Source organism: Azorhizobium doebereinerae UFLA1-100 (assembly GCF_000473085.1).
Classification (GTDB): domain Bacteria; phylum Pseudomonadota; class Alphaproteobacteria; order Rhizobiales; family Xanthobacteraceae; genus Azorhizobium; species Azorhizobium doebereinerae.
This window is the reverse complement of sequence record NZ_AXBA01000020.1, coordinates 14,691-29,084: the sequence shown is the minus strand read 5'-3', so window position 1 is coordinate 29,084 and position 14,394 is coordinate 14,691. Positions and strand designations below refer to the sequence as shown.

The following is a 14,394-nucleotide window of genomic DNA, read 5'->3' as shown; positions in this document are numbered from 1 at the left end:
TTCCCCCCTATCACCCCTGCCCGGAAATCCGCCGGCAGTGGGTCAGCGCCGCCTCGATCAGGTTGTCGCTGGCTTCCGGCGTGCGGAAGGCGGAATGGGCGGAGAGCGTCACGTTGTCCAACGTGGTGAAGGGGTGGCCGGCCGGCAGCGGCTCGGTGACGAAGACGTCGAGCCCGGCATGGCGCACATGGCCGGACTTGAGCGCCTCGACCAGCGCATCCTCGTCGATCAGCGCGCCGCGCGCGGTGTTCACGAGGATGACGCCGGGCCGGAGCGCTGCGATGCGCTCGCGCGAGAGGAAGCCGCGCGTCTCGTCATTGAGCAGGAGATGCAGCGAGACCACGTGGCTCTGTGCCAGCAGCGTCTCCAGCGGCACGAAATCGATGCCCTCCGCCTGCCGGGCCGTGCGGTTCCAGGTCAAAACCTTCATGCCCGCGCCTCGGGCCAGGCGGGCCATTTCCGCGCCGATGCCGCCATAGCCGATGAGGCCCAGCGTCTTGCCAGTCAGTTCCACGCCGTCGGTGCGCAGTCATTTGCCGGCGCGCACGCCGCGATCCATGTAGGCGAAGCCCTTGGCCCCCGCCCACATCAGGGCGAAGGCGCATTCGGCCACGGCGGTGTCGCCATAGCCCTTGATGATATGCACCTCGATGCCGAGTTCGGCCAGTTCCTCCGGGTTCATGTAGCTGCGCGCGCCGGTGCCCAGGAACACCACATGCTTCAGCCCGGCGCAGGCGCGGGCGATGTCCGTGGGCAAAGCGGTATGGTCGACGATGGCGATCTGCGCATCGCCCAGCACGCCGGGAAGCTCGGCCGGCGTCACGTCAGGATTGCGGTGGATGGCGAGCGCGATGTCATCGGCGCGATGCAGCTTCTCGGCCACGCTGGCGAGGGTCGGGTTGGCATCCACGAAGACGGCACGCATGGACAACTCCTGGAAGATCGGCGGCGAGGCAAGCCGCGCGGCGGCAAAGGCGGGAGCGCGAGCCGGACAGGACTCGGGCCGGAGGCTGTCTAGCATGGAGCCGGCGGCCTGTTCACCGTCGGATGCGTGAAACGCAGGCCCGGGGACCGGAAAACGCAGGGCCTTAACCTTGATTCGCCGGCGCGCTCGTTTACGGGATCAAAACGCGCGCCATGGCCTTATGGCTCAAGGCGCGGCGGCTTGCGCGCGGCGGCGCGGCAGGCCGGCGGCCCGCCGGGCGGGCTTAGGGGTTATGTTTACAGGCGTTTCGCTCCATACTGGGGCGGCTCACGAGTGATGGGGTTGGTTTGCGGCACAGCGTGAAGCGGCGGCGGTCGCAGGTTCAGAAACGGCCGCGCGGTCTGCTCGGGCTCGGCGCACGGTCGCCCGGCCCCCTTGTGCTCGCCGCCCTGGCCTTCTCCGCCCTCGGCTGCGCCGGCGGGGCGCCCGCCCACGCCCAGCAGACGGCCGCTCCGCAAGCCGCATCCGGCACGCAGAGCACCGCCACGCAGACAACCACCCCGGCGCAGCCCGCGGCCCAGGAGCCGAGCTTCTTCGACAAGGCCATGGCCTGGTTCGATCCCAGCCGCGCCAAGGACAATACCCCGGTCACCGACGCGGTGCCCTACAGCGTCACCATCGATGTCAGCGGCGACAGCGCCGCGCGCACCGCCGTCACCGACGCCTCCAACCTCGACCGCCTGAAGCACACCGCCCCCTCCGGCGCCGCCGGGCTGGTGCGCCGGGCGCTGGCCGACCGGGAGCGCATCATCGCCGCCCTCTATACGGAGGGCTATTACGGCGGCCGCATCACCATCACGGTCGCCGGCGTGCCGGCGGATGCGCCGGCGGCGTTCGATGCGGTGGAGGCCGCGCGCCGCGCCGGCAGCGTTCCGGTGGTGGTCAAGGTGGACCCCGGCCCGCTGTTCAGTTTCGGCACTATCCGCGTCGAGGATCCCTCCGGCCGCCCGCTCGCCGGGGCGCCGAGCCCGCGCGAGATGCGCCTCGTGCCCGGCCAGCCGGCGCGGGCCACCGCCGTCACCGCCGCCGAACGCATCATCGTCACCGCCCTGCGCGACCAGGCCCACCCGTTCGCGCGGGTGGACGGCAAGGACGTGGTCGCCGACCATGCCACGCACACGCTGGACGTCACCTTCCACGCGACGCCCGGCCCGGTGGCGACGTTCGGCCCGTTCACCGTGTCCGGCACCAAGACGCTGGACCCCGGCTTCGTCACCGCGCGCATCGACATCCGCCCCGGCGAGCCCTATTCGCCGCAGCGCCTGGAGGATCTGCGCAAGCGCCTCACCGCGTTCGAGATCATCGGCTCGGTGCGGTTCCGCGAGGCCGATCGGCTGAACGCGCAGGGCCAGTTGCCCATCGTGGTGGAGGTCAGCGAGCGCGAACCGCGCTACGTGGGCTTCGGCGCCAAATATTCCAATACCGACGGCTCCTCCGCCACCGCCTATTGGGGCCACCGCAACCTGTTCGGCAATGGCGAGACGCTGCGCCTGGAATCCCAGCTGACCTGGTATGCGGAAGGCTCCGACGCGGTGCCGACCGCCGACCCGTTCGGCTATCGCGTCTCGGCCAGCTTCACCAAGCCGGGCATCTTCACCGCCAATGAGGATCTGGTGGCTGAAGCCGCCGCCCTGCGTGAGGTGACCAACGCCTATGTGCGCGAGGGCGCCACCTTCCTCGGCAGCATCCGCCACCGCTTCGACGACGACTGGAACGCCCAGGTCGGCGTCGATCTCGAACAGTCCACGGTGCAGGATACCTACGGCACCACCGATCCGTTCATCGCCGGCATTCCGGTCAGCGTCACCGGCGACACCACCGACAACGTGCTCGACGCCTCCAAGGGCTACAAGTTCAGCGCCACGGTGGAGCCCTTCGTGGCCTTCGGCGACAGCGGCGCCGGGCCGGTGATGGTCAAGGCGCAGCTGTCCGCCTACCACGCTTTCGACGAGGACAAGCGCTGGATCCTGGCCGGGCGGGTGGGCGCCGGCTCCATCATCGGGCCGGAACTGCTGGACGTGCCGGCCCAGCGCCGCTTCTACGTGGGCGGCGGCGGCACGCTGCGCGGCTTCGACTACCAGTCCGCCAGCCCGCACAACGCCTATGGCATCATCATCGGCGGCCTGAGCTATTTCACCGCCTCGGCCGAATTGCGTGTCAGGATCACCGACACCATCGGCATCGTGCCGTTCTTCGACATGGGCGCGGCATTCGCCGACGAGGTTCCGGACTTCAGCGCGATGTATTATTCCGTGGGCCTGGGATTGCGATACTATACCGCTGTCGGTCCGGTCCGCCTGGACTTCGCCATTCCGCTGAATCCGGTCGCGGGCGGCTCGAAATACGGCGTCTATCTCAGCCTCGGCCAGGCCTTCTGATGCGCGCGCTCGATCTCTTCGTCCGCACCCTGTTCCGCACCGTGCTCGGCCTGCTGCTGGTGACGCTGCTGGTGTTCGGCTTCGCGCAGACGCCGCCCGGCAAGGCGCTGCTCGCCCGGCTCGGCGGTTCGCTCGCCTCCGGCAACGGGCTTCAGGTGACCATCTCCGACCTCGGCGGGGCGGTGCCGTGGGACATGACGGCGGGCGAGATCACGCTGGCCGATCCGCAGGGCACGTTCGCGCGGGTGGAGAATCTGCGCCTCGCCTGGTCGCCCTCTTCGCTGCTGTCCGGCATCGCCCGCATCCGGCAGCTGGACGCCGGCGTGGTCGAGGTGCTGCGCCGGCCCGAACTGCCGCCCGCCACCGGCGGGCGCAGCGGAGGCGTTCCCGCCATCCGGCTGGTGCTCGACAAGCTCCAGATGGCCGACATCCGCCTCGCCGAGCCCGTGCTCGGACAGGCGGCGCAATTGTCGGCGGAGGCTTCCGCCACCCTGATGGAGCCCGCCCAGGGCATCTCCCTCGCCTTCCGGCTGACCCGCACGGACACGCCCGGTAGCCTCAGCGGCAATGTGCGCTACGTGCCGGACAGCCGGAGCCTGGACGTGGACATGGAGGCGCACGAGCCCGCCGGCGGGCTCTTCGCCCGGCTGGCCCGGCTGGAAGGCCTGCCGGCGGTCGATGCGGAACTGCGCGGCATCGGCCCGCTGGATGGATGGCAGGGCAGCCTCAAGCTGTCCGCCGGCAGCGTGCTGAACGTGCAGGCCAATGCATGGATCATGGCGGAGGGCTCAAGCTACCGGCTGACCTTCGCCCTGGACGGCGACGTCTCGAAGGCCGTGCCGGCCCCCTACGCGCCCTTGCTGGAGGGCAGGACCAGCCTGTCCGGCGAGGCGCGGGTCGGCGCCGACCTCCAGGTCAATCTCGGCCGCCTGTCGCTCCAGGCCGCCGCCGGAACCCTGCGCTCGAACGGGTTGATCGATGCCCGCAACGGCCATGTCGTCCTGACGTTCAACGCCGGCCTCACCGACGCCCCACGCGCCGCCGCCTTGCTTCCCGGCGTCGGCTTCAAGGCCGTGGAGATGGCCGGCACGCTGGACGGCAGCCTGGCCACGCCGCGCGTGGTGGCGACCCTCACCGGCACGGACCTGTCGGCGGCCGGCTACAGCGTCGGCGCCGCCACCACCCAGGCGACCCTGTTGCCGGATGCCGCCGGCAACCTGACCTTCGAATTGGACGGCACGCTGGACCGCCTCGGCGCGCAGGACCGCCGCGTCGCGGCGGCGCTGGGGGATTGGGGCACGTTCAGCGCCATCGGCACCTTACCGAAGGGCGGGGCACCGGCCCTGACCCGGGCCCAGGTCGCCCTGTCGCCGCTCAATCTCAGCTTCACCGGCCGCGCCAGCACCGCCGACGTGACCGGCACGCTCGCCGTCGAACGGCTGGACCTTGCCGCGCTCTCGCCGCTCGCCGGCCGGCCCCTCGCCGGCACCGTGCGGCTCGACGGGCAGGTCAGCACCCCGGCCGGCGGCGGGTTCGCGGCGCAGATCTCCGGCGAAGCCAAGGATTTCGACGCCTCCGACCCGGTCCTCAACGGCCTCGTCGGCCGTACGGCGCGGTTCGACGGCGGCGCCTCCTATGGCGCGGACGGCGCCATTGCCGTGCGCGACCTCAAGCTGGCGGCGGGCGGGCTCGACCTGTCGGTCAACGGCCGCATCGACCACGCCGTGGCGGACCTGTCCGCCCGTCTCGCGCTGGCCGACCTCGCCCGGCTGGACACGCGCCTGTCGGGCCGGCTCGACGGCACCGCCGCCTTCTCCGGCACGCTGGACGCCTTGGCGGTGAAGGCCCGCCTTGCGCTGCCGCGCGGCACCGCCATGGGGCGCGAGGTGCGCGACCTGACGGTGGACCTCGCCGCCACCGACCTCACCCGCCTGCCCGGCGGCGCGCTCACCGCCGCCGGCAGCATCGGCGGCAAGCCGCTGCGCGGCATGGCGGGCTTCGCCAGCATGGCGGACGGCGCGCGCAGCCTGCGCGGCCTCGACCTCTCGCTCGGCGCCGCCCGCGCTACCGGCGACGTGACGCTCGCCCCCTCCGGCCTGCTGGCCGGGCGCCTGCAACTGGCCGCCCCCGACGTCTCCGATCTCTCCGCTCTGGCGCTGGCGGAGATGGGCGGGGCCGTCACCGCCGCTGTGACCTTCGATGCCGACGCCGGACGCCAGCGCATCGCCCTGAAGGCCAATGCCAGCCGCCTGACCGCGCCGGGCGTGAGCCTGGAGCGCGGCGACTTCGACCTCACCGCCACCGATCCCGCCCGCGCGCCCGCCTTGACCGGCCGGGCGGCGCTGGCCGGCCTCGACAGCAACGGCCTGCGGGTGGAGCGGGCCACGCTCGACGCCGCCCCGGGCGGGGCGAACGCCACCAACCTGAAGCTGGACGCCCTGGTGCAGGGCACCGCCGTCACCGCCGGCGGGCGCCTCGCCACCGAGCCTGGCCGCGCCGCCCTGCGGCTCGATGCACTGCGCCTCGCCAACGGCGGCACGGTGGCGACGCTGAGCGCGCCGGCCACCCTCTCCTATGCCGACGGCACGCTGGCCGTGGACCGCCTCGCCTTGGCGAGCGGCGGGGGCACGGCGGTGATCCAGGGCCGCGCCGGCGACCGGCTGGACCTCTCGGTGGACGTGCGCAACCTGCCGCTGGCGCTCGCCGGGCTGGCGGCGCCGACCCAGGGCCTCACCGGCAGCTTCACCGGGCAGGCGCAGCTCTCCGGCCCGGTGGCGGCACCCACCGGCCGCTACACGGTCGCGCTCACCCGCATCTCCCAGCCGGAATTGCAGCGGGCCGGCGTCGGGCCGCTGGACTTCCGCGCCGAAGGCGCCTTCGCGGACGGGCGGGTCACCATCCGCTCCACCCTCGCCGGTCCCTCGCTCTCGGGCGTCACCCTCAACGGCTCGGCCCCGCTTGGCGCGGGGGCGCTGGATCTGGCGGTGCGCGGGCAGGTGAGCCTGGCCATCGCCAATGCCATGCTGGCCGCCTCCGGCGCGCGCGCCACCGGCACCGCCGCCATCGACGCCACATTGCGCGGCACCACCGCCAGCCCCAGCGCCGGCGGCACCGTGCGCATCTCCGGCGGGCGCTATGACGACGCGCTGAACGGCGTGACGCTGAGCAATATCGACGCCACCCTGACCGGCACCGACCGCTCGGTGACCCTCTCCAGCTTCAGCGCCCGCACGCCCAACGGCGGCAGCCTCACCGGGCGCGGCCGGGTGGACCTCGACCCCGCCGCCGGCTTCCCCGGCCAGGCGGAGGTGACGCTGCAGAATGCCGGGCTGGTCACCAACGACCTCATGCGCCTGGTGGCGGACGGCCGGGTGACGCTGGGCGGCGCGCTCGCCACCCGCCCCACGGTGGGCGGGCGCATCGACGTGCGCAATCTCGACATCAACGTGCCCGACCGCCTCACCTCCTCCGGCGCGCAAATCGACGTGCGGCACGTGAACGTGCCGCCCGGCGCCGGCCCCTCCAAGCCGCGCGCCAGCCAGGCCAACGGCGGGAGGGCGGGCCGCGGCGCCCAGCCGGCGCGCGCCCAGGGGCCGATGGTGGCCAGCCTCGACCTCACCATCGCCGCCGCCAACCGGGTGTTCGTGCGCGGCATGGGCATCGACGCGGAGCTGGGCGGCGAGCTGAACCTGCGCGGCACCAGCGCCGAGCCCATCGCCACCGGCGGCTTCCAATTGCGCCGGGGCCGCTTCGACATCCTCGGCCGGCGGCTGGACTTCAGCCGGGGCGTGGTGACCTTCCGCGGCTCCACCGACCCGGAACTGGACTTCGCCGCCGAGAGCACCGCCTCGGACGTCACCGCCAGCGTGCAGGTGACCGGCCCGGCCTCCCATCCGGACATCACCTTCTCCTCCTCCCCGGCCTTGCCGCAGGACGAGGTGATCGCCCGCCTGCTGTTCGGCAAGGCCACCGGCCAGCTCTCCACCGGGCAGGCGCTCCAGCTGGCCCAGACCATCGCCCAATTCTCCGGCGGCGGGGCCGGTCTCGACCAGTTGCGGCGCCAGTTCGGCCTCGACAGCCTGGACGTGGGCGCCAATTCCGAGGGCAATGGCGGCGAGGTGGGCTTCGGCCGGCGCATCAACGACCGGGTGTATCTGGGCGTCCGCCAGGGCACCACCACCGGCTCCAGCCGCGCCACCATCGACGTGGACGTGACCAAGAACATCCGCATCCAAGGCGGCGCGGGCGCGGACGGCTCCGGCGAAGTGGGCATCGGCGCGCAGTGGGATTATTGAGCCGGCCGACGCGTCTTGAACCGGCCGGCACCCGCCCCCATCTCGATGCCATGAACACGAGCGACATGTCCGGTGACTCCACCGACTGGAGCGACCTGCCGGAAACCGAGCGCGGCCGCGCCACGGAGGACGAGGCCCGCGTCCGCAAGGGCTTCTGGCGCAAGCTGAAGGGCGGGGCGGCGCGGGTGCCGTTCGCCGCCGATGCGGTAGCGGCCTATTACGCCGCCTTCGACCGCGAGACGCCGCTGCGCGTGCGCGCCACGCTGCTCGGCGCGCTGGCCTATTTCGTGCTGCCCATCGACGCCATCCCCGACCTGGTGCCGCTGATCGGCCTCGGCGACGACGCGGCCATGCTGTTCGGCGCGCTGCAACTGCTCTCCGGCCACATCAAACCGCGCCACCGCGAGGCGGCGGAAGACGCCCTGCGCCGGGCGCGCGAAGGCTGAGCCGGCTCAGAGCCCCGTCGTGAGCACCACCTTGCCCTTCACCCGCCGTCCGGCGATCTCGGCCAGCGCCTCCGCGCAGCGGGCCAGCGGGAAGGTGGCGTCCACGTGAGCCGAGATGCGGCCCGCGCGGGCATAATCCATCAGCTCGGCGATAGCGGCGGTGAGCCAGGCGCCGTCACGCCGGGCCTGGGTGCCGAACGCCACGCCGCGCGCATCGCAATTCTTCAGCAGCAGCAGGTTCAGCGGCAGCTTGGGGATCTCGCCGGCGGCAAAGCCGATGACCAGCAGCCGGCCGCACCAGCCGAGCGCGCGCAGCGCCTGCTCGGACTGCTCCCCGCCCACCGGATCGAACACCACGTCGATGCCGTCCGCCCCGCCCAGCTCCTTCAGCCGGGCCTTGAGGTCCTCCTGCGTATAGTCGAGCCCGACGTCGGCGCCGTGCGCGCGGGCGAAGGCGATCTTGTCGGCCGAGGAGGCGCAGGCGATGACGCGGGCGCCGAGGATCTTGCCCAGCTCCACCGCCGCGAGGCCCACGCCCCCCGCCGCACCGAGCACGGCGAGCGTCTCGCCCGGCTTCAGGTCGCCGCGATCGCGCAGGGCATAGAGGCTGGTGCCATAGGTCACGATCAGGCCGGCGGCGCGCACCAGATCCAGATCGTCGGGCACCACGGCAAGCCGGTCGGCCCGCGCCACCACGCGCTCGCGAGCGGCGCCGTAGCTCAGATAGCCGCAGACCCGCGCGCCCGGCTTCGGGAAGGTCACGCCCTCGCCCAGCGCCACCACGCGGCCGGAGAACTCCCCGCCGGGAGAGAAAGGCAGCTCGGGCTTCTGCTGGTAGAGGTCGCGGATGATCAGCGTATCGAAGAAATTAAGCCCGATGGCGGAGACCTCCACCACCACCTCGCCGGGGCCGGGAACCGGATCCGGCAGGTCGGCGAGTTCAAGGGCTTCGGGGGGACCGTGACGCACGCACAGCACAGCCTTCATGGTGGCCGCATCTCCCACTGGGCGGACCGCCCGCCTGATTCGCACCGGGCGCAAACCGGACGCTGACGGGGCGCCCGGCCGGGCTTGCCCACATCAAAACCCCGTAAGATTGCCGATTTGCACCGTGTTCGGCGTCACATTAATCAAAAGGGAAACGTTGTGTGTGCCATTTTTTGGACCGCCTCCCCCGTTAGGGAGGCGCTCGACCCCGCAACGAACCCCGTTTGCGTCATGCCCGCGGACCGCATACCTCGTTCAGGAGACGCCATGGCTCACCATCGTGCAAGCTTCAACCGGGCGCGCCTCACCCTGATGGCCGCCGCAGTGATGGCCTGCGCCGCCGGCTCCGCATCGGCCCAGGGGCAGGCAGGCTCCAAGCCCGTCGCCCAGTTCGGCGACTGGAGCGTCTATGTCAGCACCAGCGCCCCCAAGGTCTGCTACGCCATTTCCCAGCCTAAGGACCGCCTGCCCGGCGGCCTGAAGCGGGACCCGGCCTATTTCTTCATCAGCACCCGCCCGGCGGAGAATGTGAAGAACGAGGTCAGCCTCACCATGGGCTTCCCCCTCAAGGAGGGGAACGAGGCCAAGCTGACCATCGGCAGCACCGCGTTCGAGCTCTACACCAAGGCCGAGGGCGCCTGGGTGCGCAACGTGGCCGACGAGGGCCGCCTGGTGGACGCGCTGCGCAAGGGCCGCGACGTGACCGTGGTGTCCGCCTCGGTGCGCGGCAACGCCACCACGGACAAATACTCGCTCAACGGCATCGCCCAGGCGCTCGACCGCGTGGCGCAGGAGTGCAAATAGGCCGCGCCGCGGCCGGCGACCCGCTCCGGCGGGGGGCCGGCCCGTCGCGTCCGGCCGCCGTGGTGGCGGCACGGCAGGCCCGCCATGCGGCATCGCCGTAGCCGGACGGCCCGGAATTCACTATGTATGCGCCCATGATGCCCGCTTCCGACGCTGCGGCCGCCCCCTTGGCGGCGCCTTCGCCCTTGCCCTCGCTCGCCGGTCTCGACCGGGAGAAGCTCGCGCTCGCCCTGGCCGCCATCGGCGTCGGCGAACGCGAAGTGAAGATGCGCGTCAACCAGCTGTGGCACTGGATCTACCTGCGGGGCGCCACCGATTTTGCGGAGATGACCAACGTCTCCAAGCACTTGCGCGCGACGCTGGCGGAGCATTACAGCCTCGCCCGCCCCGAGATCGTGGTCGAGCAGGTGTCGCAGGACGGCACCCGCAAGTGGCTGCTGCGCCTGCCGGCGGAGACGCCCGGCGAACGGCCGCACGAGGTGGAGGCGGTCTATATCCCCGAGCGGGACCGCGGCACGCTCTGCGTCTCCAGCCAGGTCGGCTGCACGCTGAACTGCTCCTTCTGCCACACCGGCACCCAGCGCCTGGTGCGCAACCTCACCGCCGCCGAGATCGTGGCCCAGGTGCTGGTCGCCCGCGACCGGCTGGGCGACTATCCCGGCCGCGAGCGCGCGGTCGGCCCCGGCCTGCCCACGGAAGGCGAGCGCCTCGTCACCAACATCGTCTTCATGGGCATGGGCGAGCCGCTCTATGCCTATGAGTCCGTGGCCGAGGCGATCGAGATCCTGTCCGACGGCGACGGCCTCGGCCTCGGCAAGCGGCGCATCACCGTCTCCACCTCCGGCGTGGTGCCGGAGATCGAGCGGCTGGGCCGCGAGGTCGGCCCCATGCTGGCCATCTCGCTGCACGCGGTGCGCGACGAATTGCGCGACGTGCTGGTGCCGATCAACAAGAAGTATCCGCTGGCCGAGCTGCTGGAGGCCTGCCGCACCTATCCCGCCGCCTCCAACGCCAAGCGCATCACCTTCGAATATGTGATGCTGAAGGGGGTCAACGACAGCCCGGCGGACGCCAAGGCGCTGGTGCGGCTGCTGAAGGGCGTGCCGGCCAAGATCAACCTGATCCCCTTCAACCCCTGGCCGGGCACCAAGTATGAGTGCTCGGACTGGGAGACGATCGAGAAGTTCTCGGACATCGTGTTCCAGGCCGGCTATGCCAGCCCGGTGCGCACGCCGCGCGGGCGCGACATCCTCGCCGCCTGCGGCCAGCTCAAGAGCGAGACCGAGAAGCTTTCCGCCCGCGAGCGCCTCGCCCTGCGCGCCATGGCGGCGGCGGCGGAATGAGCGCGGGCGCGGGCCTGCTCGACCATATCGGCGTCGCGGTGAGCGATTTCGCCCGCGCCAAGGCCTTCTACACCGCCGCTTTGGCCCCGCTCGGCATCGCCTGCGCCATGGAGGTGAGCGCGGCGGAGACCGGCACCGTCGCCCATGCGGGCTTCGGCCCCGGCGGCAAGCCGGTGTTCTGGATCAGCCCCGCGCCGGGCGCCGTCGGCCCCGTGCACGTGGCCTTCGCGGCGCCGGACCGGGACGCGGTGGACGCCTTCCACCGCGCCGCTCTGGCGGCGGGCGGGCGGGACAACGGCGCGCCGGGCCTGCGGCCGCACTACCATCCCTCCTATTACGCCGCCTTCGTCCTCGATCCGGACGGCCACAATATCGAAGCCGTCTGCCACAGCCCGGTCTGACCTCGTGGATTCCGTCTTCCGCCTCCTCCTCCGCCTGCTGCTGATTCCCATCGGCCTGCTCGCCGCCATCCTGTCCGGCGTCGCCATCATCCTGTTCGGCCAATGGCGCATCGGCGCGCTGGCGGACCAGAATTTCACGCCCGAGACCTGGATCGCGGTGATGGAGGCGCTGTTCACCGGCACCTTCCTCGTCACCTTCCTGGTCTGCGTCATGTGGCTGGTGGGCCTCGTGGGGGTGCTGTTCGCGGAGACCTTCGCGGTGCGCTCCTGGATCTTCCACGTGGCCAACGGCGCGGTCTCCGCCTTCGTCGGCGCCTGGTTGTTCCCGACCGTCAGCGGCGAGGCGAGCCCGCCCGCCGATCCGTTCTACATCCTCGCGGCGGGCCTCGCCGGCGGCCTCGTCTACTGGCTGGTGGCCGGATGGAGCGCCGGCTTCTGGCGGCCCCTGCGCCCGGCACAGGCCCTGCCCCGGACGCCCGCGCCGCCGGCGGCGTGAGCGGCGGCTTCGCCCCCCCGAAAATCTGCGCGGCAGCCGGATCTGTTCAGGCTGGAGCAAGCTCGGCCCTGCTAGGGTCGCCCCAGGCTCCAGGATGACGGGCGGGGAGACGCGTGGATTCGTACGGCTGGCTTCTGACGCGCCTGCTGGTGGTTTCCGCCGGGCTCGCGGTGGCGATTCTCGCGGGAAGCCTCGTGGCGGCCTACGGCATCTCCGTCACGCCGCTGCCGATGGTCTCCGACATCTGGATCGCCGACGCCGGCCTCGCCCTTGCCGCCCGCAACCCGCCGTTCCTGGTGCTGGTGGCGGCCTGCCTGGCGCAGATCGTGACGATCTGGAAGATCGCCCTGATCGGCGTCGTCGCCACCGAGGTCCTGTTCCTGCGCTCCTGGATGTTCCAGGCGGCGAACGGCGCGGCCTCCGGCTTCCTCGCCTCGCACCTCTACACGCTCGGCCTCGCCTCGGGCCTGCCCGTCGTCAGCCCCGACCACATGCTCACCGCCGGCCTCGTCGGCGGCCTCGCCTATTGGGGCGTGGCCGGCTGGAACGCCGGCTTCCGCACGCCCTCGTTCGAGCTTCCCCCGGCCATCTGAGGCCTGGACGGCTCAGGAGGCCTTGGCCCGGGCGATCGCCGCGGCATGAGCGATGGCCATCTCCAGGCGGTCGTTGCCCCAGAACAGCTCGCCGTCGCTGGTCACGAAGCTCGGCGCGCCGAACACGCCCGCCGCCCGCGCCTGCGCCGTCTGGAACTTCAGCGCCTCCTTGTTCTGCGGCGTCTCCGCATGCTCCATCACGTCGGCGCAGAAATGGCCGAGCCCGGCCAGCAGCTGGCGCACCACCTCCCGGTCGGAAATGTCCCGCCCCTGGGCGAACAGCGCCTTGAACGCCGCGACGGTGAAGGCCGGGCGCGAGGCGTCGTTGAGGCGCAGCGCCACCCGCGCGGCGAACAGCGTGTTCACCGGAAACGGGTCGGGCTTGGTGATGTCCGGCAGGCCGTAATGGACGGCGAGCCGCTCCACGTCGCGCCACATGTGCGCGCCCTTCAGCGGCAGGTCGGCGAAGGGCGAGGAATTGTAGCCCTGCTCGGCGAAGATCGGCCCGAGCATGAACGGCCTCCAGGCGACCTGCACGCCCGCCGCCTCGGCCAGCGGGCCGATTCGGGCGGCGGAGAGATAGGAATAGGGCGAGGAGAACTCATAATAGAAATCAAGCGCTGGCCTTCTCATTGCCGTCTCCTCCGCGTACATCGTGGCCGGAATGTCCCGCCGAACGCGGCCCGCGGCAAGGGTCGAGATCAAAAGCGGGGCGGCAAACGACCGGCGGGACGGCCGAGGCGAGAAGGGGTATCTCATTGCGGTGGCTGGCGTTCTTCACCCTGGTCGTGGGCGCTGCGGTGGCCATCCTGTTCACCGTCTTCCCGGCCTGGGACCTCGCCATCACCGCCTGGTTCTGGGATGCCGGCAGCCGCAGCTTCCAGCTCGCCGCCGCGCCCTGGGGCAAGACGTTGCGCCAGGCGGGCAACATCCTGCCCTGGGTGTTCGCCGCCCCCGCCTTCATCGCCCTCGCCCTGAAGCTGCTGTTTCCCGGCCGTCGCATGCTGATGCCGGCGCGCCCGGCGCTGCTGCTGGCGTTGTCCATGGCGATTGGCCCCGGCCTGATGGTCAACGGCATCCTGAAGGAGAAATGGGGCCGCCCCCGCCCGGTGCATGTGGAGGAATTCGGCGGGCAGAAGGCGTTCAGCCCCTGGTTCTCCACCGCCGGCACCTGTCCCGGCAACTGTTCCTTCGTCTCCGGCGAGGGCGCGCTCGGCTTCTGGATGGTGGCGCCGGCGAGCCTCGTGCCCGGCCCGCTGCGGCCCGTGGCGCTCGGCGCGGCGGTGGCCTTCGGCGCGGCGGCGGGCGGGCTGCGCATCGCCTTCGGCGGGCATTTCTTCACCGACGTGGTGTTCTCCGGCGTGCTGGTGATCCTGCTGATCCTGCTGCTGCGCTGGGGACTGTTCGACCGGCGGGGCGCGCCGAGCGACGCCGCGGCCGAGGCGGCGGTGGCGCGCACCGGACGCGCCCTGCACCGGCTCGTGGCGCTGGGCGCGCGGTACATCGCCCGGGGCGCCCGCCTCGTGGGGCGGTGGATCGCCGCGCTGATCGCGCGCTACTTGCCACGGCGCGGCGCGGGCCTATAGTCCGCGCGGATTTTTGCCCCCGTCCCGCGGCCGCGCGGCGGCGGACAAGGCGTTTCGACCCAACCGCAGCCGGCTTCCGA

11 protein-coding genes and 1 pseudogene are annotated in these 14,394 nt (G+C 71.9%); 9 read left to right on the top strand and 3 right to left on the bottom strand.

The genetic code is table 11. The annotated features are described in order from the left end of the window. Positions 1 to 10: 10 nt before the first annotated feature. Positions 11 to 925 (bottom strand): annotated as a pseudogene (locus YU1_RS29595) (NAD(P)-dependent oxidoreductase). A gap of 437 nt (positions 926 to 1,362) precedes the next feature. Here YU1_RS29595 and YU1_RS0114715 point away from each other — a divergent pair. From YU1_RS0114715 to YU1_RS0114705, 3 genes are all read left to right on the top strand, one after another. Then, the gene (locus tag YU1_RS0114715) at positions 1,363 to 3,363 is read left to right on the top strand and encodes an autotransporter assembly complex protein TamA (RefSeq protein WP_029004721.1); all 2,001 of its coding nucleotides are present in this window, start codon (positions 1,363 to 1,365) and stop codon (positions 3,361 to 3,363) included. Beyond that, a complete protein-coding gene (locus YU1_RS0114710) occupies positions 3,363 to 7,658 on the top strand; it encodes a translocation/assembly module TamB domain-containing protein (protein WP_051356885.1) in 4,296 nt (1,431 codons plus the stop codon). Before YU1_RS0114715 ends, YU1_RS0114710 begins: the two co-directional genes overlap by 1 nt. 65 nt (positions 7,659 to 7,723) lie before the next feature. Further along, positions 7,724 to 8,104 (top strand): YkvA family protein, encoded by a 381-nt coding sequence (locus YU1_RS0114705; protein ID WP_029004719.1) that lies wholly within the window; start codon positions 7,724 to 7,726, stop codon positions 8,102 to 8,104. Between the two features lie 6 nt (positions 8,105 to 8,110). Here the strand turns inward: YU1_RS0114705 and YU1_RS0114700 are convergent, their stop codons facing one another. Beyond that, positions 8,111 to 9,091 (bottom strand): NADPH:quinone oxidoreductase family protein, encoded by a 981-nt coding sequence (locus tag YU1_RS0114700; protein WP_029004718.1) that lies wholly within the window; start codon positions 9,089 to 9,091, stop codon positions 8,111 to 8,113. Positions 9,092 to 9,358: 267 nt separating this feature from the next. On the opposite strand from YU1_RS0114700, the gene YU1_RS0114695 reads away from it, so the two are divergent. The 5 genes from YU1_RS0114695 (at position 9,359) to YU1_RS32030 (ending at position 12,728) form a co-directional block, all read left to right on the top strand. Beyond that, entirely contained in the window at positions 9,359 to 9,895 is a 537-nt protein-coding gene (locus tag YU1_RS0114695) for an invasion associated locus B family protein (RefSeq protein WP_035715457.1), read from the top strand. A 122-nt stretch (positions 9,896 to 10,017) separates the two neighbouring features. Continuing rightward, a complete protein-coding gene (gene rlmN / locus YU1_RS0114690) occupies positions 10,018 to 11,238 on the top strand; it encodes a dual-specificity RNA methyltransferase RlmN (RefSeq protein WP_029004716.1) in 1,221 nt (406 codons plus the stop codon). Between the two features lie 14 nt (positions 11,239 to 11,252). Continuing rightward, a complete protein-coding gene (locus tag YU1_RS0114685) occupies positions 11,253 to 11,639 on the top strand; it encodes a VOC family protein (protein ID WP_029004715.1) in 387 nt (128 codons plus the stop codon). Positions 11,640 to 11,643: 4 nt separating this feature from the next. After that, entirely contained in the window at positions 11,644 to 12,135 is a 492-nt protein-coding gene (locus YU1_RS29590; RefSeq protein ID WP_051356884.1) for a hypothetical protein, read from the top strand. A 113-nt stretch (positions 12,136 to 12,248) separates the two neighbouring features. Next, the gene (locus YU1_RS32030) at positions 12,249 to 12,728 is read left to right on the top strand and encodes a hypothetical protein (protein WP_029004714.1); all 480 of its coding nucleotides are present in this window, start codon (positions 12,249 to 12,251) and stop codon (positions 12,726 to 12,728) included. Positions 12,729 to 12,740: 12 nt separating this feature from the next. On the opposite strand, the gene YU1_RS0114670 is transcribed toward YU1_RS32030, so the two are convergent. Next, complete coding sequence (locus YU1_RS0114670) at positions 12,741 to 13,361, bottom strand: 2-hydroxychromene-2-carboxylate isomerase (RefSeq protein ID WP_029004713.1); 621 nt, start codon at positions 13,359 to 13,361, stop codon at positions 12,741 to 12,743. Between the two features lie 125 nt (positions 13,362 to 13,486). On the opposite strand from YU1_RS0114670, the gene YU1_RS29580 reads away from it, so the two are divergent. Continuing rightward, complete coding sequence (locus YU1_RS29580) at positions 13,487 to 14,314, top strand: phosphatase PAP2 family protein (RefSeq protein ID WP_051356883.1); 828 nt, start codon at positions 13,487 to 13,489, stop codon at positions 14,312 to 14,314. Positions 14,315 to 14,394: the final 80 nt, after the last annotated feature.